This window comes from Chromobacterium sp. FG22 (assembly GCF_057809415.1).
Genome location: NZ_JBMDJX010000001.1, coordinates 318,073 through 343,390 on the forward strand (window position 1 = coordinate 318,073; position 25,318 = coordinate 343,390).

The 25,318-nt window shown below is 65.8% G+C and carries 26 protein-coding genes; 17 read left to right on the forward strand and 9 right to left on the reverse strand.

Translation table 11 applies throughout. The annotated features are described in order from the left end of the window. Positions 1 to 67: 67 nt before the first annotated feature. Both ACODSD_RS01500 and ACODSD_RS01505 read left to right on the forward strand, forming a co-directional pair. Positions 68 to 1,279, forward strand: coding sequence for a hypothetical protein (locus ACODSD_RS01500; protein ID WP_253314169.1), 1,212 nt, complete (start codon positions 68 to 70; stop codon positions 1,277 to 1,279). Between the two features lie 171 nt (positions 1,280 to 1,450). Further along, positions 1,451 to 1,846: a DUF2628 domain-containing protein gene (locus ACODSD_RS01505; protein ID WP_227105333.1), complete on the forward strand. Its 396-nt coding sequence runs from the start codon at positions 1,451 to 1,453 to the stop codon at positions 1,844 to 1,846. A 72-nt stretch (positions 1,847 to 1,918) separates the two neighbouring features. On the opposite strand, the gene ACODSD_RS01510 is transcribed toward ACODSD_RS01505, so the two are convergent. Beyond that, positions 1,919 to 2,944, reverse strand: a complete 1,026-nt coding sequence (locus ACODSD_RS01510) for a YeiH family putative sulfate export transporter (RefSeq protein ID WP_107800781.1) — start codon at positions 2,942 to 2,944, stop codon at positions 1,919 to 1,921. A gap of 116 nt (positions 2,945 to 3,060) precedes the next feature. On the opposite strand from ACODSD_RS01510, the gene ACODSD_RS01515 reads away from it, so the two are divergent. Next, the gene (locus tag ACODSD_RS01515; protein WP_107800780.1) at positions 3,061 to 3,945 is read left to right on the forward strand and encodes a LysR family transcriptional regulator; all 885 of its coding nucleotides are present in this window, start codon (positions 3,061 to 3,063) and stop codon (positions 3,943 to 3,945) included. A 6-nt stretch (positions 3,946 to 3,951) separates the two neighbouring features. Here the strand turns inward: ACODSD_RS01515 and ACODSD_RS01520 are convergent, their stop codons facing one another. The 3 genes from ACODSD_RS01520 to paaN all read right to left on the reverse strand — a co-directional run bounded on the left by ACODSD_RS01520 (position 3,952) and on the right by paaN (position 7,751). Beyond that, complete coding sequence (locus ACODSD_RS01520) at positions 3,952 to 5,577, reverse strand: cation/acetate symporter (RefSeq protein ID WP_488876632.1); 1,626 nt, start codon at positions 5,575 to 5,577, stop codon at positions 3,952 to 3,954. Next, on the reverse strand, positions 5,574 to 5,882 hold the full coding sequence (locus tag ACODSD_RS01525) for a DUF485 domain-containing protein (RefSeq protein WP_227105329.1): 309 nt from the start codon (positions 5,880 to 5,882) through the stop codon (positions 5,574 to 5,576). Before ACODSD_RS01525 ends, ACODSD_RS01520 begins: the two co-directional genes overlap by 4 nt. 201 nt (positions 5,883 to 6,083) lie before the next feature. Continuing rightward, on the reverse strand, positions 6,084 to 7,751 hold the full coding sequence (paaN, locus tag ACODSD_RS01530) for a phenylacetic acid degradation protein PaaN (RefSeq protein ID WP_488876633.1): 1,668 nt from the start codon (positions 7,749 to 7,751) through the stop codon (positions 6,084 to 6,086). Between the two features lie 200 nt (positions 7,752 to 7,951). On the opposite strand from paaN, the gene paaG reads away from it, so the two are divergent. The 14 genes from paaG to ACODSD_RS01600 all read left to right on the forward strand — a co-directional run bounded on the left by paaG (position 7,952) and on the right by ACODSD_RS01600 (position 20,030). Beyond that, entirely contained in the window at positions 7,952 to 8,749 is a 798-nt protein-coding gene (gene paaG / locus ACODSD_RS01535; RefSeq protein WP_107800776.1) for a 2-(1,2-epoxy-1,2-dihydrophenyl)acetyl-CoA isomerase PaaG, read from the forward strand. A 2-nt stretch (positions 8,750 to 8,751) separates the two neighbouring features. Continuing rightward, positions 8,752 to 10,266 carry a 3-hydroxyacyl-CoA dehydrogenase gene (locus ACODSD_RS01540; protein ID WP_488876634.1) on the forward strand — a complete coding sequence of 505 codons (1,515 nt, stop codon included), beginning with the start codon at positions 8,752 to 8,754 and terminating at the stop codon, positions 10,264 to 10,266. Next, a complete protein-coding gene (gene paaI, locus ACODSD_RS01545) occupies positions 10,259 to 10,690 on the forward strand; it encodes a hydroxyphenylacetyl-CoA thioesterase PaaI (protein WP_107800774.1) in 432 nt (143 codons plus the stop codon). Before ACODSD_RS01540 ends, paaI begins: the two co-directional genes overlap by 8 nt. Positions 10,691 to 10,809: 119 nt before the next feature. After that, entirely contained in the window at positions 10,810 to 12,123 is a 1,314-nt protein-coding gene (paaK, locus tag ACODSD_RS01550) for a phenylacetate--CoA ligase PaaK (RefSeq protein WP_488876635.1), read from the forward strand. 122 nt (positions 12,124 to 12,245) lie between these two features. Further along, positions 12,246 to 13,229 carry a 1,2-phenylacetyl-CoA epoxidase subunit PaaA gene (gene paaA / locus ACODSD_RS01555; RefSeq protein WP_486635991.1) on the forward strand — a complete coding sequence of 328 codons (984 nt, stop codon included), beginning with the start codon at positions 12,246 to 12,248 and terminating at the stop codon, positions 13,227 to 13,229. A gap of 12 nt (positions 13,230 to 13,241) precedes the next feature. Further along, the gene (locus ACODSD_RS01560; protein ID WP_488876636.1) at positions 13,242 to 13,736 is read left to right on the forward strand and encodes a hypothetical protein; all 495 of its coding nucleotides are present in this window, start codon (positions 13,242 to 13,244) and stop codon (positions 13,734 to 13,736) included. A 10-nt stretch (positions 13,737 to 13,746) separates the two neighbouring features. Next, positions 13,747 to 14,529 carry a 1,2-phenylacetyl-CoA epoxidase subunit PaaC gene (gene paaC, locus ACODSD_RS01565; RefSeq protein ID WP_488876637.1) on the forward strand — a complete coding sequence of 261 codons (783 nt, stop codon included), beginning with the start codon at positions 13,747 to 13,749 and terminating at the stop codon, positions 14,527 to 14,529. Then, positions 14,529 to 15,035 (forward strand): 1,2-phenylacetyl-CoA epoxidase subunit PaaD, encoded by a 507-nt coding sequence (gene paaD, locus ACODSD_RS01570; RefSeq protein ID WP_107800771.1) that lies wholly within the window; start codon positions 14,529 to 14,531, stop codon positions 15,033 to 15,035. The genes paaC and paaD overlap by 1 nt, the downstream gene beginning before the upstream one ends. Before the next feature lie 32 nt (positions 15,036 to 15,067). Then, positions 15,068 to 16,135, forward strand: coding sequence for a 1,2-phenylacetyl-CoA epoxidase subunit PaaE (gene paaE, locus ACODSD_RS01575; protein WP_235086129.1), 1,068 nt, complete (start codon positions 15,068 to 15,070; stop codon positions 16,133 to 16,135). A gap of 122 nt (positions 16,136 to 16,257) precedes the next feature. Next, positions 16,258 to 16,890: a TetR/AcrR family transcriptional regulator gene (locus ACODSD_RS01580; protein WP_107800769.1), complete on the forward strand. Its 633-nt coding sequence runs from the start codon at positions 16,258 to 16,260 to the stop codon at positions 16,888 to 16,890. Beyond that, a complete protein-coding gene (locus ACODSD_RS01585) occupies positions 16,859 to 17,632 on the forward strand; it encodes an enoyl-CoA hydratase-related protein (protein WP_107800768.1) in 774 nt (257 codons plus the stop codon). The genes ACODSD_RS01580 and ACODSD_RS01585 overlap by 32 nt, the downstream gene beginning before the upstream one ends. A gap of 15 nt (positions 17,633 to 17,647) precedes the next feature. Next, positions 17,648 to 18,856 (forward strand): 3-oxoadipyl-CoA thiolase, encoded by a 1,209-nt coding sequence (gene pcaF / locus ACODSD_RS01590; RefSeq protein WP_253314179.1) that lies wholly within the window; start codon positions 17,648 to 17,650, stop codon positions 18,854 to 18,856. Further along, the gene (locus ACODSD_RS01595) at positions 18,856 to 19,629 is read left to right on the forward strand and encodes an enoyl-CoA hydratase-related protein (protein ID WP_488876638.1); all 774 of its coding nucleotides are present in this window, start codon (positions 18,856 to 18,858) and stop codon (positions 19,627 to 19,629) included. The genes pcaF and ACODSD_RS01595 overlap by 1 nt, the downstream gene beginning before the upstream one ends. A 122-nt stretch (positions 19,630 to 19,751) precedes the next feature. Continuing rightward, positions 19,752 to 20,030 carry a hypothetical protein gene (locus tag ACODSD_RS01600; protein ID WP_231461480.1) on the forward strand — a complete coding sequence of 93 codons (279 nt, stop codon included), beginning with the start codon at positions 19,752 to 19,754 and terminating at the stop codon, positions 20,028 to 20,030. Between the two features lie 51 nt (positions 20,031 to 20,081). Here the strand turns inward: ACODSD_RS01600 and ACODSD_RS01605 are convergent, their stop codons facing one another. The 5 genes from ACODSD_RS01605 to arsC form a co-directional block, all read right to left on the reverse strand. Further along, the gene (locus ACODSD_RS01605; RefSeq protein WP_107800765.1) at positions 20,082 to 21,614 is read right to left on the reverse strand and encodes a DHA2 family efflux MFS transporter permease subunit; all 1,533 of its coding nucleotides are present in this window, start codon (positions 21,612 to 21,614) and stop codon (positions 20,082 to 20,084) included. 12 nt (positions 21,615 to 21,626) lie between these two features. Next, positions 21,627 to 22,787, reverse strand: a complete 1,161-nt coding sequence (locus tag ACODSD_RS01610) for an EmrA/EmrK family multidrug efflux transporter periplasmic adaptor subunit (RefSeq protein ID WP_107800764.1) — start codon at positions 22,785 to 22,787, stop codon at positions 21,627 to 21,629. A 10-nt stretch (positions 22,788 to 22,797) separates the two neighbouring features. Then, positions 22,798 to 24,204, reverse strand: a complete 1,407-nt coding sequence (locus tag ACODSD_RS01615) for an efflux transporter outer membrane subunit (protein ID WP_488876639.1) — start codon at positions 24,202 to 24,204, stop codon at positions 22,798 to 22,800. A gap of 110 nt (positions 24,205 to 24,314) precedes the next feature. Then, positions 24,315 to 24,815: a MarR family transcriptional regulator gene (locus ACODSD_RS01620; protein WP_043635397.1), complete on the reverse strand. Its 501-nt coding sequence runs from the start codon at positions 24,813 to 24,815 to the stop codon at positions 24,315 to 24,317. A 134-nt stretch (positions 24,816 to 24,949) separates the two neighbouring features. Next, positions 24,950 to 25,297: an arsenate reductase (glutaredoxin) gene (gene arsC, locus ACODSD_RS01625; RefSeq protein WP_235086136.1), complete on the reverse strand. Its 348-nt coding sequence runs from the start codon at positions 25,295 to 25,297 to the stop codon at positions 24,950 to 24,952. Positions 25,298 to 25,318 lie beyond the last annotated feature (21 nt).

The following is a 25,318-nucleotide window of genomic DNA, read 5'->3' on the forward strand; positions in this document are numbered from 1 at the left end:
TTTCTATTTTTTTGGCATTTTTTTGTGGATTTTAAATCCAAATTGGCTTGAGTTTTAGGCGTGGGTTATGCTGAACGCCCTTTCCACTAGCCCGGCTGCGTATGCGAAATGCGCGCCGTTGATGGACGATATGAGCGATTCCACGTTTGCAAGCCCGATTCTTGACCGTCTGCTGGCGGGCGGAGTGATTGACCAGGCGATTTACGAAGCCGCGCGCGACAAACTGCGCGAGCAGGGCGCGGAGCCCTTCTCCACCTTGGGCGGAGGCCTGGACTGGTTGGAAGAGGAGGAAGTGCTGAGCTTTGAGCAAATGATTGAAATCGAAGCCAAGGCGGATGCGGACGAAGGTTTCACGTCCAATGCGGTGCGCAGGCAGGCGGTGGATGAATACAACCAGGATCTGGAGCTGGAATTGGCGCTGCTCCAGCAACAAAAGGCGACGACATGGCGCGGGAAGCTGGCTTGGGGCTTGGGGTGCGCGGCCTTGCTCGGCGCGGCCGGCTGGTATTTTCTGACACCGCCGCTGGTGCCGAGATGCGAAGCGTCCGTGGTGAAGAAAAGCATACATGAGTCTTTGTGGTCGGCGCAGGCGCACATGATGTCGCGAAAACCCAGCGCGAGCGCGCCGGTAGCGGGCAATTTGCGGAACCTCAAGTTGGAACAGGTCAAGGAGCTGGGATACATCAAGACGGAGCGCACCCGTGGCTGCGTGGCGGTGCTGGTGGCGGGTGAAGAGCGCGCGCCCATCGCTTACGAGGTGAAGGGGAAGGGCGAAGATATCTTCGTGATGGGGGGCGACGAGAGTTTGCTGCGCGCACGTTACGCTCAGTTGAATTCGGATGGCGTACTACCGGAACTGGGCAAGCCTTTGGGGCGGGAGGGCGTGAGGCAGGCGCTGCAAAAAGGCGTGTTGGATTATAGCAAGCTGGGCGGATCCGTCGCCGATGCTTTGGCCCGTATGCAAGGAGCGGCTGGTCAGCCGGAATCCGCCCTCGGCGAAGTGCTGCCTTTGAACGATTGCGCACAAGGAGCGGGGGGTGTCTGGAGCTGCAAGCTGATGGTGCAATATCGCGACCCGTTCATGGTGGCGATCGGCAAGGAGGACCGCTTGTTGCTGGAAGGGGAGTTTGGCTTTGTTCAGGACGGGAAGGACTGGCGCCCGGCTGACAACTTCAAGAAACAGTTCGCCACCGCCTTGGTGCAAAGCCGGCTGATGTTGATGAAGGGCTTGTCGCGTGAGCAAGTATCGGGAGTGACAATGGATTCATCAGGCGGTTGAGCGGGAGCGAGTCGGTTGCATGCCCACCCAGGATGTAAAACCACTGCCACCGCCCGCGCGCAAGCCGGGCGGTTTTGTTTGGGCTTGGGACTGGTCCTGACCGCGATTTCATTGTCCTATCCTTTGGCATGTCGCAAAATAATGTCATTATTAACCACATATGGAAAAGCCATGTCAGAACCTTCCGCTTACACCGCTTACAGCGACAAATGGCAGATGCGCTTTGCCTTCTTCGATCAGCACGGCGCGCCGAATAGCGCCAGTTACAAGGAGGCGTTCAAAGCCTTGTCGTTTGGCGACCGCCTTAAGGTGCAGATGAATTTCATCGCTTTTTTCTTCTGGCCAATCTATTACCTGGTGTTGGGCTTGTGGAAGAACATGCTGTCCTTGTTGGGCGTGGCGCTGCTGATCAACCTGGTCCTCGTCTTGCTGGATGTGCCTGAGTCGATCACCCGCGGGCTTGGTTTCGGCTTTAGCGCGCTGGCCGGCATGTCGGTGAATTATCTGTATTACCAAAAGAAGGTCAAAGGCTATAAGGGGTGGAACCCTTTCCGTGGCTTGTTCTAAACCATGATGGCCGCTCAGTGAAAAAAACCGCCCGGCGCAAACCGGGCGGTTTTGTTTTTGCGGGAGCGGCGTTTAGTGCAGCAGATGGCTGACGCCGAAGTTGATCAGGCCGCCGCCGACGATCAGCCAGCCAAACAGGATGGACGCCAGCAACATCGGTTTGGCGCCGGCCTGACGGATGGCGGAGAAATGGGTGGTGATGCCCAACGCGCCCATCGCGGCGGCCAGCAGCAGATTGTCCAGGGAGACGATGGCGTTGACCCATGCGGCCGGCAGCAGATTGAAGGAGTTGAAGGCGGCCACGCCCAGGAAGGCGACGGCGAACCAGGGGATGGCGATGCGGCCCTTCTGCTGACGGCTGCCGTGCGGCTTGGCGGCCAGCCAGCTGGACAGGGCGATCAGGAAGGGCGCCAACATCATCACCCGTATCATCTTGGTGATCACCGCTGTGGTCATCGCGGCCTCGCTGACGGATTTGCCGGCGGCAACCGCCTGCGCCACTTCATGGATGGTGGAGCCGGCGAACACGCCGTAGCTGAACTCGGAAATGCCCAGATGGCTGGTCCACTGATACAGCATCGGCCACAGGAACATCGCCACGGTGCCGAACACCACCACGGTGGCGACAGCCACCGCCACTTTTTCCGCGTGGGCCTTGAGCACCGGTTCGGTGGCCAGGATCGCGGCCGCGCCGCAGATGGAGCTGCCGGCGCCGATCAGGATCACGCTTTGCTCGTCCATGCCCAAATACTTGCGGCCGATGCGGAAGGCCAGCAGGAAGGTGGTGCACAGCACCAGGGTGTCGATCAGCACGCCGGCGAAGCCGACGGCGGCGATGTCCTGGAAGGTCAGCTTGAAGCCGAACAGGATGATGCCCAGGCGCAGCAGCTTCTGTTTGGAGAACTGGATGCCATGGTGGCTGGCGCCGGCGAAGTAGCGGTAGACGGTGTTGCCTATCAGCATGCCGCCCAGGATGGCGAGGGTGAGGGCGGAGAAGCCCAGATGTTTCATCGCCGGCAAATCCGCGGCGTAGAGCGCGGCGACGGCGAGGGCGATGGCCAACGCCAGGCCCGGCATGATTTGGCGAAGGTTTGTCATAAGTAAATGCCTGTTTGGTCTATGGCGGATGAGGCTAACGATACGCCCCTCGTTTTCAGTAGAGAAACGGATAAAATGGATATATGTCAGTAGCAAAATCAATATAAGGAGGGGGTATGGCCTTGAAGCTGACCCTGCGCGAGCTGGAGGTCTTCGTCGCGGTGGCCGAATACGGCACCGTCACTCAGGCGGCTCAACAGGTGGCGCTGACCCAGTCCGCCGCCAGCCAGGCGCTGGACAAGCTGGAAACCGGCCTAGACGTGCGCTTGTTCGACCGCATCGGCAAACGGCTGAGCCTGAACGAGCATGGCCGGCTGCTGTGGCCCAAGGCGCGGGCCATGCTGGACGCGGCTCAGGACATGCAGAGTCTGTTCAACGCCGGGGCGATGTCCTTGAAGATAGGCGCCAGCAGCACGGTGGCCAACTATCTGCTGCCGCAGCAGCTGGCGGCCTTCCGCGCCGCCTGGCCGCTGGCGCGCTTGGAGCTGGACGTGGCCAATACCCGCGACATCGTCGACGCGGTGGCGGCCTTGCGGGTGGACTTCGGTTTCATCGAAGGGCCTTGCCATCACCCGGATCTGGTCGCCCAGCCCTGGAGACAGGATGAGCTGGTGGTGTTCGCCGCCGCGGATCACCCGCTGGCGCGGGGCGAGGCGGCGCGCCAGGACCTGGCGCAAGCGGAATGGATTCTGCGCGAAGCCGGCTCCGGCACGCGCGAGGAGGTGGATCGGCTATTGCTGCCGCACCTGGCCATGCTCAACGTCAGCATGGAGTTGGGCCATTCCGAAGCAATCAAGCACGCGGTGGCCGCCGGCCTGGGGGTCAGCTGCCTGTCGCGGCGGGTGGTGGCCGATCTGTTGCAGACCGGCGCGGTGGTGGAGCTGAACGCCGGCCTGCCGGTGCTGACGCGCACCTTGTACCAGGTGCAGCACCGCGATAAGACGCTGACCCGCGGCATGGCCGCGTTCCAGAACATGACGATGGCGGCGCTGCTGGCCTGAACCTCATCAGGGCTTGGCGCCGGTTCCCAGTCCGGTCAGCGCGCGGATGTATTGCGCCGGGAAGCGGCTGCGTTCCAATTGGCCCTGGGACGAACGATCGCAGATCGACAACAACCAGGCGCAGGCGAAGGCCGCGCTCATGGAAAACAGCGCCGGGTTGGCGTAGGGGAAGATCGGCCGCGGATGGCCCAGGATATCCACCCATACCATGGGCCCCAGCGCCAAGAGCGCGATGGCGGACGCCAGGCCGGCCAGGCTGCCGCCCACCGCGCCGCGGGTGGTGAGCCGGGGCCAGAACATCGCCAGGAACAGCACCGGGAAATTCACCGAGGCGGCAATCGCCAGCACCAGGCCGGACAGGAAGGCGATGTTCTGCTTCTCGAACAACAAGCCCAGCAGAATGGCCAGCAGTCCGATGACCAGCGTGGCCAGCCGCGACACTCGCATTTCCTCGGCGCTGCTCACCTTGCCTTTGCGCAGCGCCACCGCGTACAGGTCGTGGGACACCGCCGACGCGGCCGACAGGGCCAGGCCGGCCACCACGGCGAGAATGGTGGCGAAGGCCACCGCCGACACCAGGCCGAGGAACAGATTGCCGCCCACCGCCTGGGCCAGGTGCACCGCCACCATATTGGCGCCGCCGACAATGCCGCCGTCTGCGTCGCGAAAGCCGGCGTCGCCGCCGACGATGAGGATGGCGCCAAAGCCCACCAGGATCAGCAGCAGATAGAAATAGCCGATGAAGCCGGTGGCGTAGAACACGGATTGGCGCGCGGCGCGGGCGTCGGCCACGGTGAAGAAGCGCATCAGCACATGCGGCAGGCCGGCGGTGCCGAACATCATGCCCAGCCCCAGGGAGACGGCGTCCACCGGATTGGACACCAGGCCGCCCGGCGCCAGGATGGCCTGGCCGCGGAGCTCGGCGGCGGCGGCGAACACAGCCTCGCTGCTATAGCCGAAGCGCCGCCAGACCATGAAGGCCATGAAGCTGGTGGCGGACAGCAGCAGCACCGCCTTGACGATCTGCACCCAGGTGGTGGCCAGCATGCCGCCGAACATCACGTACAAGACCATCAGCGCGCCGACGATGATCACGGCGCTCAGGTAGCTGGCGCCGAACAGCAGTTCGATCAGCTTGCCGGCGCCCACCATCTGCGCCACCAGATAGAGCAGCGCCACCGTCAGCGTGCCGCAGGCGGCGGTGATGCGCACCGGGGTCTGGCTCAGCCGGTAGGACACCACGTCGGCGAAGGTGAAGCGGCCCAGATTGCGCAAGCGCTCGGCGATCAGGAACATGATGATGGGCCAGCCGGCCAACACCCCCAATGCATAGATCAGGCCGTCGTAGCCCTTGCTGAACATCATCGCGGAGATGCCGAGGAAGGAGGCGGCGGAGATCATGTCGCCGGCGATGGCCAGGCCGTTTTGCAGGGGAGTGACGCCGCCGCCGGCGGTATAGAAGTCCGAGGCGGAATGGGTGCGACGGGCGGCCCAAGCGGTGATGAACAGGGTCAGCGCCACAAACAGCAGGAACATCAGGATGGCGTTCCAGTTCAAGGGCCGTTGCGCGCCGGACTGGGCCCAGGCGGGGCCGGCCAGCGTCAGCGCCAGCATGGCGACAGGGATTCTCATGGCCGGCACTCCTTCAGCACTTGTTCGTTCAGCGGGTCCAGCCGCTTGTTGGCCTGGCGCACGTAGATCCCGGTCAGCGCAAACGCGGCGAGGATGATGGCGACGCCCACCGGCATGCCCACGGTGGTGACGCCGGCACCTATGGGCCGGGCCAGCCACTGCGGCGCGAAGGCCAGCACCAGGATGAAGCCGTAATAGAGCAGCAGCATGACGGCGGTCAGGCTCCAGCCCAGCCGCGCTTTGCCGCGGGCCAGTTGTTGAAAGGCGGGATGATTCAGAATCGCTTGCTGTTGTTGCGGGCTCATGGCGCGGCTCCTTAACCAGCGGTTTACGATCAGCTGCGCGGCGTGGAGCGTTAGCCGGCGAGCGCCGCGCAAGAACGCCGGCGCATCGCCGGCACATTCCTGTTCTTCCGCGGCAAGGCCTTGTCTCGCTCCGGCTTGCCGGATCGTAAACGCGCTTTTGACGATGGCGGGTGGCGCCCCGGCTGAGACCGGGGCCGGGGCTCAGACGAAGCTGCGGGTTTGCGCCACGCGGAAGCGGTTGGCGACGAAGGCGCTGTCGGACAAGCTGGCGTTGGCCGCCGGATTGCCGCCGCTGCCGTGGAAGTCGCTGAAGGCGGCGGACTGATTGACCATTACCGCGCCGGTGAAATTGAGCGCCAGCGACACGCAGGCGTTTTCCGCCACCTGCCGGGCCAGCGCCTGCACCTGCTGGTCCGTGCTGTAGACCGAGAAGCTCAGGGCGCCGTGGCGGCGCATGCTGTCTTCCGCCTGGCGCAGCGCGGCGGCGCTGTCCGGTGTCTGAATCAGGAAGCTGATCGGCCCGAAGTGTTCCTGCTCGTAAACGGCGCGGTCCTCCATCGTCAACTGGCGCAACAGCGGGGTGCGCACCTCAGCTTCCGGGTATTGCGGGTGGCTCAGCCTCCGGCTGTCCAGCGCCGGCCGGCCCAGCGCGCGCGCCGCCTCCAGCCTTTGGACCACGCCGGGGTTCTGAAGCGCGCCCAGCAGTTCCACCGCCTTGGCCGGTTCCGCGCACAGCGCTTCCAGCGCCGCGCACAGGCCTTCCACCGTTTGCTGATAGGACAGCTTGCCTTCGGGCGTGTGGATGCCGTCGGCCGGGATGAAAATATTCTGCGGCGCGGTGCACATCTGGCCGCTGTACAGCGCCAGCGACAGCGCGAGGTTGCGGCACAGGCCGGGGAAATCGGCGGTGGAGTCCAGCACCACGCAGTTGACGCCGGCTTTTTCGGTGTAGACCTGAGCGTGGCGGCACTGGCTCTCCAGCCACTCGCCGTGAGCGCTGCTGCCGGTGAAGTCGATCAGCTTCACCTCCGGCCGCTGCGCCAACAGGCTGGCCAGCGGCTCGCCGTGCTGGTTCGCCGCCAGCAGCACGGTATTGGGATCGAAACCGGCCTCGGCCAGCACTTCGCGGGCGATGCGCACCGTCAGGGCCAGCGGCAGCACCGCGCCGGGATGCGGCTTGACGATGACGCTGTTGCCGGTGGCCAGGCTGGCGAAGAGTCCCGGATAGCCGTTCCAGGTGGGAAAGGTGCTGCAGCCTATCACCAGGCCGACGCCGCGCGGGATCACCTTCCAGCTTTTCTCCAGCACCAGCGGTTCATGTTTGCCCTGCGGCTTGCTCCAGCGGCAGTGTCCGGGAATGGCCGACATCTCGCGCCAGGCGTAGGTCACGGCCTCCAAGGCGCGGTCCTGCGCATGCGGGCCGCCGGCCTGGAAGGCCATCATGAAGGCCTGGCCGGTGGTGTGCATCACCGCGTGGGCGATCTCGAAGCTGCGGCGGTTCAGTCGCTGAATGATTTCCAGGCAAACGCCCACCCAGGCCTGCGGGCCGGCTTGCCGCCACGATTGCAGCGCCGCGGTGGAGGCGTTCAGCAAGGCGTCGGCGTCATGGCGCGGATAGCGGATGCGCAAAGCGCCGCGATAGGGAGAGCGTTCGCTGCCCACCCAGCCCTGGCCGGCCGGCAGGCCGTCCAGCTGGAAGTCTTGTTGCAATAAAGCCTCAAACGCGGCCTGGCCGTCCGCGGCGGCGGTTTCGCCATAAGTTCTGGGGCTGGGCATTTCCGGGTGCGGGGACCAGTACTGGCGCTCGCTCAAGGCCTGCAGGGCCTGGTCCAAGGTGGCTTGATGCTGCTGGAACAGAGGGTGAGACATGGACGTTCTCCTCGGGCGGAGGGATGAGAGGCCGGCCTGCGCCATGTCAGCGGCAAGCCGGGCACGGTAACAACAGTTTCAGCGCACTGTCATTGATGTGGGTCAGCTTATAATTGATTTTCCGGTCGGTCAATGATAGCGTTTGCCGAAGTGGCGGTTTGGCCAGTTGAGCCAAGGCCGCGCCCAAAGGGGAGGCGAGCATGCAGGCAGCGGAAACGAGTATTGAGGTGAATCTGGAGGCCGGAGTGGCGACCGTGACGCTGAATCGGCCGCAAAGGCTGAACAGCTTCAACCCCGCCATGCACCAGGCCTTGGCGGCGGCCTTGGACCGCCTGCGCGACGACGCCGAGGTCCGGGCGCTGGTGCTGACCGGCGCCGGCCGCGCTTTCTGCGCCGGCCAGGATCTGAGCGATCGGGCGCCGGAGCCGGGACAGCCGCCGGCGGATCTGGGCTTGTCCATCGAGGCTTACTACGCGCCGCTGGTGCGGCGGCTGCGCGATATGCCCAAGCCGGTGATCGCCGCGGTCAACGGCGTGGCGGCCGGGGCCGGAGCGAATATCGCCCTGGCTTGCGATCTGGTGATCGCCGCCCGCTCGGCGAGTTTCATCCAGGCCTTCAGCAAGATCGGTCTGCTGCCGGACGCCGGCGGCAGTTACTGGCTGCCGCGTTTGCTGGGCCAGGCGCGGGCGATGGGGCTGGCGCTGCTGGCCGAGCCCTTGCCGGCCGAGCGTGCCGAGCAATGGGGCTTGATCTGGCGCTGCGTAGACGACGAGGATTTTCCCGCCGCGGTGCGGCAGCTTGCCGAGCAACTGGCCAGCGGGCCGACGCTGGCCTACGCGAGGATCAAGCAGGCGCTGCAGGCGGCCGAGGGCAACAGTCTGGAGCGGCAACTGCAATTGGAGCGCGACACGCAGCGGGAGCTGGGCTTCAGCGCCGATTACCGCGAAGGCGTGGCGGCTTTTCTGGGCAAGCGGCCGCCGCGCTTTGGAGGACGATGACCATGAAACCTGACAAGGAACAGCGCGTGGCGGTGATAGGCGCCGGCGCGATGGGGCGCGGCATCGCCGCGGTGGCCGCTGCGGCGGGGCATGAGGTCTATCTCTACGATCAGGACGCGGCCGCGGCGGCGGCGGCGCCGGATGCGATCGCCGCGGACTGGGCCGGCCTGGTCCGGCGCGGCAAATGGAGCCAGTCGCAACTGGACGCCGCGCGCCGCCGGCTGCGGCCGGCCTCCTGTCTGGAGGAGCTGGCCGACGCCGCCTTGGCGATAGAGGCCATCGTCGAACGTCTGGACGCCAAGCAGGCGCTGCTGCGTCAGTTGGACGCCCTGTTGCCGGCCGCCGCCATCCTGGCCAGCAACACCTCCTCTCTGTCCATCACCGCGCTGGCGGCGGGTCTGCGTCATCCCGAGCGGGTGATCGGTCTGCATTTCTTCAATCCGGCCACGCGGATGAGGCTGGTGGAAGTGGTGAGCGGGCTGGAGACCGCGCCGGCTTTGTCGGAGCGTCTGTGCCAGTGGATGCGCGCTTGGGGCAAGACGCCGGCGCCGGCCGCGTCCACTCCCGGCTTCATCGTCAACCGGGTGGCGCGGCCTTTCTACGCCGAGGCCTTGCGGCTGCTGCAAGAAGGCGCTTGCGCGCCATCCACGTTGGACGCCTTGCTGCGCGAAGCCGGCGGCTTCGCGATGGGACCTTTGGAATTGATGGACCTGATCGGCCATGACGTGAATTTCGCGGTGACGCAGTCGGTGTATCAGGCGATGCAGCAGGACCCGCGTTTCCGGCCGTCGCCGCTGCAGCAGGAGTTGGTCACGGCCGGCCGCCTGGGCCGCAAGAGCGGTCGCGGCTTTTACGATTACGGCCAGGCCTTGCCGGCGCCGGACACCGCGCCGCCGCAAGCGGCGCCCGCGGCGCTGCGCGTGCATGGCGGCTTGGGCGCGGCCGAACCCTTGCTGGCGCGCTTGCGGGCCGGCGGCGTGCGTGTGGAACGCGAGCCGGGGCCGGAGCAGGGCTGGCTGAGTTGGGATGATTTGCGGCTGGCCCTGTCCGACGGCCGCAGCGCCACCCGCCGCGCCGCGGACAGCGGCCACGCCGGCTGGGCGGTGTTCGATCTGGCTCTGGATTACGCCAGCGCGCTGCGGCTGGCGCTGGCCATGGCGGACCAGGCCGCGCCGGAGGCGGCGGCGCGGGCGGAGGGCGTGTTGCAGGCGGCCGGCCTGCTGGTGTCGCGGATGGACGACGCCGCCGGCATGGCGGTGTTGCGCACCGTGGCGATGCTGGCCAACGAGGCGGCCGACGCGGTGGGGCAGGGCGTGGCCGCGGCGGACAGCGTGGATCAGGCGATGTGCCTGGGCGCCGCTTATCCCCGCGGTCCGCTGGCCTGGGCCGATAAGCTCGGTGCGGACTATCTGGCGCAGGCATTGGACGCTTTGCACGCGCACTACGGCGACGATCGTTATCGCGTCTCGCCGCTGCTGCGGCGGCTGGCCTTGTCCGGAGGACGCTTCCATGACTGAGACAGAAGCCGCTAGGCAACTTGCCGAGAACAGCGCGCTGGCGATGCTGAGCCAGGATCGGGCGTCGGCTAGCCTGGGCATGGAGCTGCTGGACGTGGCGCCGGGCCGGGCCCGGCTACGCATGCGCGTGCGCGACGACATGCTCAACGGCTTCCAGCTATGTCACGGCGGCCTGCTGTGCGCGCTGGCGGACACCGCCTTCGCCGTCGCCTGCAATAGCTGGGGGCCGAGGACGGTCGGCGCGGCCGTCAGCGTGGAGTATCTGCTGCCGGCCCGCGGCGGGGACTGCCTGCTGGCGGAGGCCGAGTGCCTGCATCAGGGGGCTCGGCAAGGTCTTTACGATGTGCGGATCAGCAATCAGCGCGGCGAAACCCTGGCCCTGCTGCGCGGCCGCTCGCACCGGAGCGGAGAGCGGGCCGAGTAAAAGGCCGCATGCCGTTTTTTGTTTCTCAACGCCCGTCCAAGGAGCGCAAGCCCGCCGTCTTGTCCAGCCAGCAGCAATTGGCCGCAGAGCCAGCCCCGAACCCACACAGGAGAAGCACCATGCCCGTCACCCGCCCTATGTCCAGCGAGCTGGACGCGATGGAAACCGCCAGCCGCGACGAACTGTCCGCCTTGCAGCTGCAACGTCTGCAATGGACGCTGCAACACACTTACGACAATGTCGCGCCCTTTCGCGCCAAGTGCGAGCAAGCCGATGTCCATCCCCGGCAATTGCGGCGGCTGGAGGATCTGAGCCGCTTCCCGTTCACCAGCAAGGCGGATTTGCGCGACAACTACCCGTTCGGCCTGTTCGCGGTGCCGCGAGACCAGGTGTCGCGCATCCACGCCAGCAGCGGCACCACCGGCCAGCCCACGGTGGTGGGATACACCCGCAATGATATCGAGGCCTGGGCCACGGTGGTGGCGCGTTCCATCCGCGCCGCCGGCGGCCGGCGCGGCAGCATGGTGCACATCGCTTACGGTTACGGCCTGTTCACCGGCGGCCTGGGCGCGCACTATGGCGCGGAACGCCTGGGGTGCACCGTGGTGCCGATGTCCGGCGGTCAGACCGAGCGCCAGGTGCAGCTGATCCAGGATTTCCGCCCGGACATCATCATGGTCACGCCGTCCTATATGTTGAACATCCTCGATGAAATGGAGCGCCGGGGCATGGATGCGGCGGCCTGCTCCTTGCAGGTGGGCATCTTCGGCGCCGAGCCGTGGACCGGGCAGATGCGGCAGGAGATCGAGCGCCGCGCCGGCATAGACGCGGTGGACATTTACGGCCTGTCCGAGGTGATGGGGCCGGGCGTGGCCAGCGAGTGCGTGGAAAGCAAGGACGGCCCGGTGATCTGGGAGGATTTCTTCTACCCGGAAATCATCGATCCGCACAGCGGCGAAGTGCTGCCGGACGGGGAGGAGGGCGAATTGGTGCTGACCTCGCTGACCAAGGAAGCGATGCCGGTGATCCGCTACCGCACCCGCGACCTGACCCGGCTGCTGCCGCCCAGCAGCCGTTCGATGCGGCGCATCGGCAAGATCGTCGGCCGGTCCGACGATATGTTGATCATCCGCGGCGTCAATGTGTTCCCCACCCAGATCGAGGAAGTGATTCTGCGGCAAACGGGGCTGGCGCCGCACTTCTATCTGGAGGTCGACAAAGACGGTCACCTGGACAGCCTGGCGGTCTTCGTCGAGCGCGAGCCCAGCGGGCCGGCGCGCGACGACGCCAAACTGCTGGCGGCGCGGCAGTTGCAGCACAGCATCAAGAGCCATGTCGGCGTAACGACCACAGTGCAGGTGGTGGAGCCGATGACGATAGAACGCTCGGTGGGCAAGGCGCGGCGGGTGGTGGACAAGCGGCCGCGCGACTAGGCGACGAGGGGCAGGTTGCGTTAATGCTTGTATTTTAATTGAACGACCGGTAAATTAATTAATATGCTGTTTCAGCGCGCCGGACATCCGTTTCCGGCGATGCTCACCTAGGAGGATGCGCCATGTACACCCAAGCCCTGGATCAGCCGGACATCGCCGCGGCGGCGGCTGAGCCGTCGCTTCAGCAGCAGGCCTTCGACGCCAAGCTGCAGGCGGAGGACAAGATAGAAGCGCGCGACTGGATGCCGCTCGCCTACCGCAAAACCTTGTTGCGGCAGATCTCCCAGCATGCGCATTCCGAAGTGGTGGGCATGCTGCCGGAAGGCAACTGGATCGGCCGCGCGCCCACGCTCAAGCGCAAGGCCATTCTGCTGGCCAAGGTGCAGGATGAGGGCGGGCACGGCCTTTATCTGTACGCGGCGGCGGAAACCCTGGGCAGCCCGCGCGACGAAATGGTGGCGACCTTGCTGTCCGGCCGCGCCAAGTACTCCAGCATCTTCAATTACCCCACTTTGTCCTGGGCCGACATCGGCACCATAGGCTGGCTGGTGGACGGCGCGGCGATCATGAACCAGATTCCGCTGTGCCGCTGTTCCTACGGCCCGTACGCCCGCGCCATGGTGCGCATCTGCAAGGAAGAAAGCTTTCACCAGCGCCAGGGCTACGATCTGCTGCTGACGATGATGGGCGGCAGCGCGGAGCAGCGGGCCATGGTGCAGGAGTCGGTGAACCGCTGGTGGTGGCCGGTGCTGATGATGTTCGGCCCGCCGGACCGGGATTCGGTGCACAGCGCCAGTAGCATGCAATGGGGCATCAAGCGCATTTCCAATGACGATTTGCGGCAGAAGTTCGTCGACGCCATCGTGCCCCAGGCCGAAGTGCTGGGCATCACGCTGCCGGACCCGGCGCTGGTCTGGAACGAGGCGCGCGGTCATTACGACTTCGGCGAGCCGGATTGGACGGAGTTCAAGCGGGTGTTGGCGGGCGACGGCCCCTGCAACCGCGAACGCATGACCGCGCGCGTCCGTGCGCATGAAGAGGGGGCCTGGGTGCGCGCCGCAGCCCGAGCCTATGCCGACAAACAGGCGGCGCGCGCCGCCGCCTGATCAGGAGCCACCATGTCCGAGCCTAACGCCTGGCCGCGTTTCGAGGTCTTTGTCCTTGGCCGCAACGCCTTGCAATACAAGCACTCCAGCAGCCTGCACGCCGCCGATGCGCGCCATGCGCTGTTGCTGGCCAGAGACATCTATTTCCGCCGCCAAGAGGGCATCAGCCTGTGGGTGGCGCCCAGCGCCCGCCTAAGCGAGAACGGCGAGCCGCCGTCTTCGACGGAGGCCGAGGCGTCGCAACAGTACGAAGTGTTTCTGCAGCTCAAGCCGGGTCTGGATCATCTGCACGTCGCCAGCCTGCTGGCCGCGTCGGCATCGCAGGCCTTGGAGCGGGCGGAGCGGGCCTTCGGCGAGTTCCCGCCCGGCGCGGTCTGGGCGCTGCCCAGCGCGGCGCTGAGCTGCAGCGAGCCGGACGAACGCGAGATGCTGTTCGAACCGATGGCCAGCAAGACTTATCGCTTGCCCACCTTCTTCCAGTTGCCGGAAGCCGTGAACCATATGTGAGGAGTGCGCGATGTCTGTGCAGATAGCTGTGCAAACGCAGCCGCCGGCGACGGCGGACCTGATCGAATACGCGCTGCGGCTGGGCGACAACACCTTGTTGCTGGGCCAGCGCCTGGGTGAATGGTGCGGCCACGCGCCGGAGTTGGAAGACGATATCGCGCTGAGCAATATCGCGCTGGATCTGATAGGCCAGTCGCGCTTGCTGCTGAGCCTGGCAGGCGAATGGGAGGGACGGGGCCGGGACGAGGACGCGCTGGCCTATCTGCGCGACGCGCCGGCGTTCCGCAACCTGACCTTGCTGGAGCTGCCCAACGGCGACTTCGGCCAGACCGTGTTGCGCATCGCCCTGTTCAGCGCCTACCAAGTGGCTGTGTGGCGGGCCTTGCGCGGCGGCGGCGAAGCGCGGCTGGCGGCGATCGCCGGCAAGGCGTTGGCGGAAAGCTGCTACCACCTGCGCTACGCGGCGGAATGGGTGGTGCGGCTGGGCGACGGCACCGACGAATCGCGGCGGCGCATGCAGCGGGCGCTGACGCATTGGTGGCCGTATCTGGCCGAGATGTTCGACGAGGACGCGCTGGAGCGGCGCCTGGACGGCGTCGCGCCGCAAGCGGCTCTTCTGCGGAAGGAATGGGAGGCGTTGATGCTGCCGGTGCTGGCGGAGGCCACGCTGCGGCCCCCGGCGGACACCGAATATCGCTCCGGCGGCAAGCGCGGCGAACACAGCGAATCCTTGGGCCATGTGCTGGCGGAGATGCAGTTCCTGCAGCGCGCCTATCCCGGAGGGCGCTGGTGATGCGCGCCGCGCGGCTGAGCGTGGCGCAAGCCTGGCGGGTGCTGGACCAGGTGCCGGATCCCGAGGTGCCGGCGGTGTCGCTGTGCGATCTGGGCATCGTGCGCAAGGTGGCGCGGGTGGGGGAGGATCTGGAGGTGACGCTGACCCCCACTTATTCCGGCTGCCCGGCGACCGAGGCCATCGCCGCCTCGGTGCGGCAGGCCTTGGGTCAGGCGGGCGAAGAGCGGGTGGTGTTGCGCACCCAGCTGAGTCCGGCCTGGAGCAGCGACTGGATCAGCGCCGACGGCCGCGAAAAGTTGCGCCGTTACGGCATTGCGCCGCCGGCCTGCGCAAGGGCGGCCGAGGACGACTGGCAGCCGCTGCGCTTCCAAACGGCGGCGCCGGCCTGTCCGCAATGCGGCTCCGTCCGCAGCCGGCGGCTGAGCCAGTTCGGCTCCACCGCCTGCAAGGCGCTTTACCGCTGCGAGGCCTGTCTGGAGCCATTCGAGTATTTCAAGCCGATCTGAGTCCACTGAGGGACCGGAGTAAGGAGACCGGGATGAGACTAGCTTTCCATCGCCTGCGCGTCGTCGAACGTCGCCAGGAAACCGACGACGCCATTTCGCTGACCTTGGAGCCGCCGGCGGAGTTTAAGGAGCGCTTCCGCTTCACCCAGGGCCAGCACCTGGTGTTTCGCGAACATATCGACGGCGTGGAGCAGCGGCGCACTTATTCGCTGTGCTGCGGCGCGGACGAAGGCATTTTACGGGTGGCGGTGAAGCGGGTGGAGGGCGGCGTATTCTCCAGCCACGTTCACCGGCATTGGCAGCTTGGGCAGGAGGTGGAAGCGATGCCGCCGGAGGGGCGCTTTTTCACGCCGCTGGCGGCGGAGCAGCGCAAGCACTATCTGGGCATCGTCGCCGGCAGCGGCATCACCCCCTTGCTGTCCACTTTGAAAACCACCTTGCGGCGAGAGCCGCACAGCCGTTTCACCTTGCTGTACGGCAATCGGAGGCGCGGCGGCATTCTGTTCGCCGACGAGCTGGCGGCGCTGAAGTCGCGCTATCCGGCGCGCCTAGCGGTGTATCACTTCCTCAGCCGCGAAGCGCAGCAGCCGGAGCTGTTTCACGGCCGTCTCGACGGCGAACGGCTGCACAGGGCGCTGGCCGCGCTGCTGCCGGACGGCGCGGTGGACGAAGCCTTCGTTTGCGGTCCCAACGATATGATTGATCAGGCCTGCGCCTGCCTGGAACGCGTCGGGCTGGCCGCCGGACGCATCCATTACGAACGTTTCGGCGTACCGGGGCGCGGCGCGGCCAAACCGGCAGCGGCGGCCGAGGACAATCCGGCGGCCAGCGTCACCCTGATCATCGACGGCCAGCAGCGCCAACTGGAACTGAGCGCCGGCGAGCGCATCCTGGAAGCGGCTACCGCGGCCGGGGTCGACCTACCTTACTCTTGCCAAGGTGGGGTATGCTGCACCTGCCGAGCCAAGGTGCTGTCCGGCCGCGTGTCCATGGACAAGAATTTCGCCCTGGAAGCGGCCGAGGTGGAACAAGGCTTCGTGCTCGCCTGTCAGGCGCGTCCACGGACCCAGCAAGTGGTGCTCAGTTTTGATGAGCGTTGACGGTTGCTTGTCTAGAACCGCTGGCAAGCCCCGGTTTGACCGGGGTTTGCCTGGCGGCTCGTAGTCATCGGGGAGGTTCGCTGGTGCCGCGTCTGGTCTTTTCATTCAACCGATATGCGGATATGGCCAGAACAAAATCTCCCAATTACGAGGCGCAGCAACAAAACATACTGGAGAACGCTGCCCGCCTGTTTGCCGAGCAGAGTTTTCCCAGTGCTTCGATAGCCCAACTGGCTGAGCTGTGCGGCATGTCCAAGCCGCTGCTGTATCACTACTACCGCGACAAATCGCATCTGCTGTTCGACATCGCCGACACCTATGTGGATAGGTTGGTGGGCATCGTCGACGAGGCGGCGCGGCAAGCGCTGCCGGCGGACGCGCATCTGCGGCTGCTGATCGAGCGCTTCATGGAGGAGTACGCGTTCTCGCGCCATTACCACATGGTCTTGGTGCAGGACGTCAAATTCCTGGGCGAGGCGGACCGGCTGAAGGTGAAGGCCAAGCAGGCCGGCGTGGTGTCCGCCTTTGCCGAACTGATCGCCCGTTTGCGGCCGGAGCTGCCGGCGACGGAGGTCAAACCGGTGACGATGACCTTGTTCGGCATGATGAACTGGACCTTCACCTGGTTCCGCGCGGACGGCGCGGTGGACCGGCAGGGCATGGCGCGGATAGTCAGCCAGTTGTTTCTTCACGGGGTGTATGGATGTGGAGAGGGAACTGACCATGAGCGAGCATCTGAGGGAGCGCCGCGCTGAGCGGATCTGCCACCTGGAAATTCACCGGCCGGCGCAGCTCAATGCGCTGAGCCCCGAGCTGATGCGGGAGCTGGAGTCCGCGCTGGACGCGGCGGACGGCGATCCCGACATCAGCGTCATTCTGCTGTCCGGCACCGAGCAGGCCTTCGCCGCCGGCGCCGACATCGGCCGCATGGCCGAATGGGATTATCAGCAAGTTTTTCTCGACGATTACGTAAGCCGGCACTGGGAGCGCGCGCGCGGCGTGCGCAAGCCGCTGATCGCCGCGGTGCGCGGCCTGGCGATAGGCGGCGGCTGCGAGCTGGCGATGATGTGCGACGTGATCATCGCCGGCGAGTCCGCCCGCTTCGGCCAGCCGGAAGTCAAGCTGGGCACCCTGCCCGGCATGGGCGGCACCCAGCGGCTGCCGCGCGCCATCGGCAAGGCCAAGGCGATGGAATGGTGCTTGAGCGGCCAGCTCTATAGCGCCGACGAAGCCGAGCGCGCCGGCCTGGTGTCGCGGGTGGTGGCGGACGCCGACGTGCTGGCGACGGCGCAGGCGCTGGCCGCGCGGATGGCAGGCTACTCGCTGCCGGCGCTGATGCTGATCAAGGAGTCCTTGAACCGCGCTTTCGAATCCAGCCTGGCCGAAGGCCTGCTGTTCGAACGGCGCGCCTTTCACGCCAGTTTCTCGCTGGCCGACCAGAAGGAAGGCATGCAGGCCTTTCTCGACAAGCGGCCGCCGCAGTTCCAACACCGTTGATCCAGGAGGTTTCCCATGCCCCATGCCTATATCTGTGACGGCATTCGCACCCCGTTCGGCCGTTACGGCGGCGCGCTTTCCGGCGTGCGCGCCGACGATCTGGCGGCGCTGCCGCTCGCCGCGCTGATGCGGCGCCATCCGCTGGACTGGTCCTGCCTGGACGAGGTGATTCTGGGCTGCGCCAATCAGGCCGGCGAGGACAACCGCAATGTGGCGCGGATGGCGGCCTTGCTGGCCGGCCTGCCGCAGTCCGCGCCGGCGATCACGGTCAACCGCCTGTGCGCGTCCGGACTGGACGCGGTGGGTCTGGCCGCGCGGGCGATCGCCGCAGGCGAAGCCGAACTGGTGCTGGCCGGCGGCGTGGAGAGCATGTCGCGCGCGCCCTTCGTGCTGGGCAAGGCCGAGAGCCCGTTCGCGCGCAATGCGCGGGTAGAGGACAGCACCATAGGCTGGCGCTTCGTCAACCCGGCGTTTCAGCGTCAGTTCGGCATCGACTCCATGCCGGAAACCGCGGAAAACGTCGCGCGCCAGTTCAAGGTTTCCCGCGCCGATCAGGACGCCTTCGCGCTGCGCAGCCAGCAGCGTTACGCCGCGGCGCGCGAGCGCGGTTTCTTCGACGCGGAGATCCTGGCCTTGGAGCTGCCGCAGCGCAAGGGCGAGCCGCTGCGGGTGATCCGGGACGAACACCCGCGGCCGGCCACCACGCTGGCGGAGCTGGCGCGGCTCAAGGGCGTGGTGGCGGACGGCTCGGTCACCGCCGGCAACGCCTCCGGCGTCAACGACGGCGCGGCGGCGCTGTTGCTGGCCAGCGGCGCCGGGCTCAAGCGCCACGGCCTGCGTCCGCGGGCGCGGATTCTGGGCATGTGCTCGGTGGGGCTGGAGCCGCGCATCATGGGCATGGGGCCGGCGCCGGCGGCGGAAAAGCTGTTGCGGCGGCTGGGCCTGAGCGTGGCGGATATGGACGTGATCGAGCTGAACGAGGCATTCGCCTCGCAATCGCTGGCGGTGATGCGCCAACTGGGCCTGGCCGACGACGACGCCCGGGTCAACCCCAACGGCGGCGCGATCGCGCTGGGCCATCCGCTGGGAGCTTCCGGCGCCAGGCTGGCGCTGACCGCGCTGCGTCAGCTGGAGGCCAGCGGAGATAGGCTGGCGCTGTGCGCGATGTGCGTCGGCGTCGGCCAGGGCGTGGCCCTGGTGCTGGAGAGGGTGGAGGAGGCGTGATGGACGAACTGATCTTGCTGGATTATCCGGCCGATGGCGTGGCGCGGCTGCGCCTGAACCGCCCGCAGGCGCTCAATGCCTTGAATACGGCGCTGCGGCGGGAGTTGGCGCGGCGTTTCCAGGAGCTGGCCGCCGCGGCCGACGTCAGGGCGATTCTGCTGTGCGGCGACCATCGCGCTTTCGCCGCCGGCGCGGACCTGACCGAGATGGCCGACTGCGGCAGCATAGAGCTGATGCAGCGCCAGCTGCACAAGCTATGGCAGGCGATTGCCGACTGTCCCAAGCCGGTGATCGCGGCGGTGGCCGGCTATGCCTTGGGCGGCGGCTGCGAGCTGGCGATGCACGCCGACATCATCGTCGCCGCCGAATCCGCCCAGTTCGGCCAGCCGGAAGTCAAGGTGGGGGTGATGCCGGGCGCCGGCGGCACCCAGCGGCTGCTGCGGGCGGTGGGCAAGTTCCGCGCGATGAAGCTGCTGTTGACCGGCGAGCGCATCGGCGCGGCGGAGGCGCTGGCGATGGGCCTGGTCAGCGAGGTGACGGCGGACGAGGCGCTGGATACGCGCGCACTGGAGCTGGCGACGCAGATCGCCGCGCTGCCGCCGCTGGCGGTGGCGCAGATCAAGGAAGTGGTGCTGGCCGGCGCCGACGCGCCGTTGGCGACGGCGCTGATGCTGGAGCGCAAGGCTTACCAGCTCTTGTTCGCGTCGAGGGATCAGAAGGAGGGCATGCGGGCATTTCTCGAAAAGAGAGCCGCGGTGTTCCTAGGGGAATAGGAAGTTCTTGTTATGACTCTGGAGAGTTGACTTCAATTCAGGGGGTATGGATATCTCCCTAGCATGTTTCAGATGCTGGTCTACTACAATCAGGGGGCTTTATTACCGTGATGGAGGGTGGTATGGAGGTTGATAACCTTGTTGTTCGCCTTGATGGAGAATATGTTTTATTGCTATTGGGTACAAAGCCGCAGGCTAAGGTTGAGTTAAAAACTTTACGTAGAGTGAGCCCAGTTTTTACTGGAAGAACGGATGATGAGTGTCGGGTAATTCTACAAAAACAGAGTAACCGAGAAGTCCTATATGCAGTGGTCGACAAAGAGCGGCCACGCCAATTCCCAGCACAAGGTGTTTATCACATTACGCCACAGGATTTGCAGGGAAGTGTATTTGTTGAATAGTTAAACGGGCAACGCAGTAAAGCGTTGCCCGTTCTATTCAGGCTATTGTGTTCAATGCGCGCCGCTGTCGCCGCCAGCAGCGGTGAACGGCGGCTTGGCGAACCACACCAGGCCGATCAACAGCACGAACAGCACGCCGGACAGCCAGAAAATCTCATTGGCCGCCATGATGTAGCCCTGCTTGGTGATTTGCAGCGAGGTCAGCGCCGCCTGCTGTCCGGAGGACAGGCCGGCCATGTCCAGCAGCCGGAACCAGGCGTTGGACGCCTGATCGTAGAGGCTGACATGCTCGGTCAGGCGCGCGTGGTGCATCGCCTCGCGACGGTCCCACATCGTGGTGGTGATCGAGGTGCCGATGCTGCCGGCCAGAATCCGCAGGAAGTTGGACAGGCTGGACGCGCTGGCGATCTGGCTGGGATGCAGGCCGGACAGGGTGATCGTGGTCAGCGGCATGAAGAAGCAGGCCACGCCTATGCCCTGCACCACCTGCGGCCACACCACGTAGGCGAAGTCCATCTGCGGGTTGAAGGTGCTGCGCCAGAAGAAGCAGATCGCGTACACGCTGAAGCTCACAGTCACCACCCAGCGCATGTCCAGCCGCTGCGCGTACTTGCCGATGATGGGCGACAGCACCACCGGGATCAGCCCGATGGGGGCCGCGGCCAGGCCGGCCCAGGTGGCGGTGTAGCCCATCTGGGTCTGCAGCATCAGGGGCAGCAGCACCACGGTGCCGAAGTAGAGCATGAAGCCCAGGCTGATGGCGACGGTGCCGACGGTGAAGTTGCGCTGCTTGAACAGGCTCAGGTCGACGATGGGATGTTTCTCGCCCAGCTCCCAGATCACCAGATAGACCAGCGCCAGCACCGCGATCACCGCCAGGGTGACCACCTCGGTGGAGTTGAACCAGTCCAGCTCTTTGCCGCGGTCCAGCACCATTTGCAGCGCGCCGACGCCGATCACCAGCAAGGCGAGGCCGATGCGGTCGATAGGCAGATCGACGGTTTCGGTTTCACGCGGCTTGAGGATGCGCCAGGAAATGAAGGCCGCCGCCAGTCCCACCGGCACGTTGATGAAGAAGATCCAGCCCCAGTGCCAGTTGTCGCTGATCACGCCGCCCAGAATCGGGCCGAACACCGGCGCGACGATCACCGTCATCGCCCATAGCGCCAGCGCCATGCCTTTCTTCTCCGGCGGGTAGCAGGACAAGAGCAGGCTCTGCGACAGCGGAATCATCGGGCCGGCCACCGCGCCTTGCAGCACGCGGAAGAAAATCAGCATTTCCAGGCTGCTGGACATGCCGCACAGCCAGGAGGTGAGCACGAAGAGCAGGGTGGAGGCGGTGAACAGCTTCACTTCGCCCAGGCGCTTGGCCAGCCAGCCGGTCAGCGGCACCGCGATGGCGTTGGCCACCCCGAAGGAGGTGATCACCCAGGTGCCCTGGCTGGTGGCCGCGCCGAGGTTGCCCGAGATGGTGGGCAAGGCCACGTTGGCGATGGTGGTGTCCAGCACTTGCATGAACACCGACATCGACAGCGCCAGCGTGATCCAGACCAGCTTGGAGCCGGTCAGTGGTGGATGATTCATGGTCCGGACCCCTTATTCGGCCTTGCCTTCACCCGCGTTGGCCGCCAGCAGCGTCCGCACCAGTTCGTCGGCCTGTTTCAGGTCCGGCAGCTGGCCGGAGACGTCCTGGTGGGCGACGAAGGGCTGGGCTTCGGCCACGGCCTTGCCGTCCGTGCTGGAGGTGTCCACCACGGCGTCCATGGACAGGCCGACGCGCAGCGGGTGCGATTGCAGGTCTTTCGGGTCCAGCTGGATGCGCACCGGCACGCGTTGAACCACCTTGATCCAGTTGCCGGTGGCGTTCTGCGCCGGCAGCAGCGAGAAGGCGCTGCCGGTGCCGGCGGACAGGCCGACCACTTTGCCGTGGTAGACGATCTTGCCGCCGTAGAGATCGGACTTCAGTTCCACCGGCTGGCCGATGCGGATCTTGGCCAGCTGGCCTTCCTTGAAGTTGGCGTCCACCCACAGGTTTTGCAGCGGGATCACCGACATCAGCGGGGTGCCGGCGGCCAGGCGCTGGCCAACCTGCACATTGCGGCGGGCGACGGCGCCGTCCAGCGGGGCCTTGATCTCGGTGCGCTGCAGCGCGAGCCAGGCTTCCTTCAGCCGGCTGGCGGCGGCCTTGACCGCAGGCTGCTGCGCCAGCGCGTCCTTGCCCAGCAGCGCGGCGCTGGCTTTTTGCTGTTCGCGCGCGGCGTCCAGCGCGGCCTTGGCGGCGGCGACGGCGTCGTTGGCGTGGCCCAGTTCTTCCGCCGACAGCGCGTCGGTGCCGGCCAACTGTTTGCGGCGTTTCAGGTCGGCGTCGGCGCGGGCCAGCTCGGTTTCGCGCAGGGTGACCTGGGCCGCCAGCTGTTGGGTGTTGCTCATCAATTGGCGGGTCTGACGCACGGCTTGGGCGAATTCATTGCGGGCGCGGTCGAAGTTCAGCTGCGCGTCGTTCTTGTCCAGGCTGACCAGCAATTGACCGGCTTTGACGTGCTGGGTGTCGTCCACCAGCACCTTGGCGACGGTGCCGCCCACTTCCGGGGTGACTTGCACCAGGTGGCCGCTGACATAGGCGTCGTCGGTGCTTTCCTGATGACTGAGCACCAGCGCCCAGTAGGCGCCGTAGCCGATGGCGATGGCGGCGAACAGGGTGGTGGCGACGATCAGATTGCGTTTGCGCCCTTGCGCGGTTTTGGTTTTCTTGTCCATGGATGCGTTCTCAGTGGGTGGCGGGCGCAGCGTTGAAGCCGCCGCCCAATGCGGTGTTCAGGGAGACCCAAGCCAGTTTGCGGCCGGCTTCGGCGTCGATGCGCGCCGACTGTTGCGCCAGCGCGCTGTCCTGGGCATCCAGCAGGTTCAGCTTGTTGATGATGCCGGCCTTGAAGCGGGCGGCGGCGGAGTCGGCGGCGCGGCCGCTGCTGTCCTGCGCCTGGCGGGCCTGTTCCAGTTGCTTGCCGCTTTGCTGCCAGCCGCTGACGGCGTCGGCGGCGTCGCGCATCGCGTCCAACACGGTCTGGTTGTAGCTGTGCACAGCCAGGTCGTAGCCGGCCTTTTGCTTGCCCAGATTGGCCTGGATCGCGCCGGAGTGGAAAATGGGCAGGCTGATTGCCGGCATGAAACCCCAGAAGGTGGAGTTGCCGTTCATCAGCTTGTTCAGTTCCAACGAGGTTTGGCCGGCGAAGGCGGTCAGCTTGATATTGGGGTAGAACTCGGCGCGCGCGGCTTTGACCGCGCCGGCCGTGGCTTCCACCCGCGCGCGTTGGGCGGCGATGTCCGGGCGTTTGCCCAGCAGTTCCGCGTGCAGGCTGTCCACGTCCAGCGGCGGCAGCGCCGTGCTCTTGGCGGCTTGCAGTGCGTTCAAGGCGTCCGGTCCCTGGCCGGTCAGCGCCGCCAGCGCGTGGCGGGCGCGGTCGCTGTCCTGGGCCAAGGCGCTTTGCTGTTGGCGCAGACGGTGCAGCGAGACTTCGTTGCCGCGCTGGTTGTCGCCCGGCAGCAGGCCGGCGTTGATGCGGGCCTGGGTCAGCGTTTGACGGCTCTCCGCCAGCTGGATGCGCTTGGCCAGCACCGCGCTTTGCGCCTGCAGCCGCTGCAACTGGGTGTATTGGGCGATGACGGCCTGAGTCAGCGTCAGCCGGGTCTGAGCGCCTTCGAAGGCGATGGCTTGCTGTTGGCCGACGGCTTCGTCGATCTGGCCGCGGTGCTTGCCCCAGAAGTCGAACTCCCAGCTGCCCATCAGCATGGCGGTGTAGGCGTTGACGTAGTCGCGCGAGATCGGCGCCGGAAACTCGTAGTTCAGCTGGGTCATATTGGCGCTGAAATCGAGTTTGGGCCCGCTATTGCCTTCGACGATGCCGACGGCGGCGCGCGCCTGGCGCAGCCGGGCTTCGGCCAGCTTCAAGGACGGCGCTTCTTGCAGGGCGCGCGCCACCAACTGGTGCAGCGTCGTGTCGTTCAGCTGGGTCCACCAGTCGCTGGCGATCTGCCCGCCCTGGCCGTCGCTCAGCCGCAATTGCCCGGCATCGAGCTGCGTGGCCGGCGCGCTATCCGGGCCGAAGCTCGCGCAGCCGCCCAACAGGGCGCTGAGCAGCAGGGCGCTGACGCCGTGCTGCCATTGAGTCTTTTTCACCTTGTGGGACTCCCCGTGTTCACTTGCTGTATTAGCAATTGATGAAGTGATTGATGATGTGATAGTCACGCAAGTTATTATAAGGACGAAAAAAAGCCGGTTCCCCAGCTTCAGCCGCCCAGGCTGCAGAGCAGTTTGCGCAATAAGCGTTCGAACTCCTGCTTTTCCGCGGCGTCGAAATCCGACCACAGCTCCCGGTGACATTCGCGGGAGACGGGTAGCAGCGATTCGACGAGTTGCACGCCCCCCGGCGTCAACTCCAGCAGGATCTTGCGTCGGTCTTCCGCGCTGGGCGAGCGGGCCGCCCAGCCGTTTTTGACCAGTTCGTCGGCGATGCGCGTGGCGTTGGTGCGCGATGAATCCAGCGTGTCGCTGATTTCAGACGGGTAGAGCGCCTGTTGCGGACAGGCGTACAGCGCCAGCAGGGCCATCCACACCGTCTCGTTGAGGCCGTGATGCTTCAGCTTGTCGCACAGGTGGGCGGACAGCCGCGGCAGGATGTGGTACAGCAAGCGCGCCAGAATGACTTCCTGGCGCGGCACGCCGGGAAAACGCGCTTCGATCCGATTGACGGCCTGCTCAAGCGTTTGAAATGACTTGGTTGGATTCATAGCCGTTATTTTAGTAACGGAAGTTACTATTCCGCAAGTGATAATTTTGAAGGCAATGGGCTGGGCAGGGGCGGCCGCATGCAAAAACGCCCAAGGCCAAAGCCCTGGGCGCTGATGGGCGATGCCGGCTAAGGCTAGCCCAGCAGCTGCAGCACCCGCTCCGGCGGACGTCCCACCACGGCGCGATCGCCGCAAACGGCGATAGGGCGTTCAATCAGCTTGGGATTGTCTATCATGGCGGTAATCAGGTGCTTGGGTTCCAGCGTGATGTCGTCCAGATAGAGTTCGGCGTACTCCTCCTCTTTCTGGCGGATCAGATCGCGCGGTTCCATATTCAGCAGCGTCAACAGGCGCTCCAGCTCTTCATAGCTGGGCGGGTGCTTCAAATACTCGACGATTTCGATTTCCGCGCCGGCGTTCTCCAGCAGGCTCAGCGCCTCCCTGGATTTGGAACAGCGCGGGTTGTGGTACAGGCGAATCATGCTGGTCTCTCCTTGTTATGG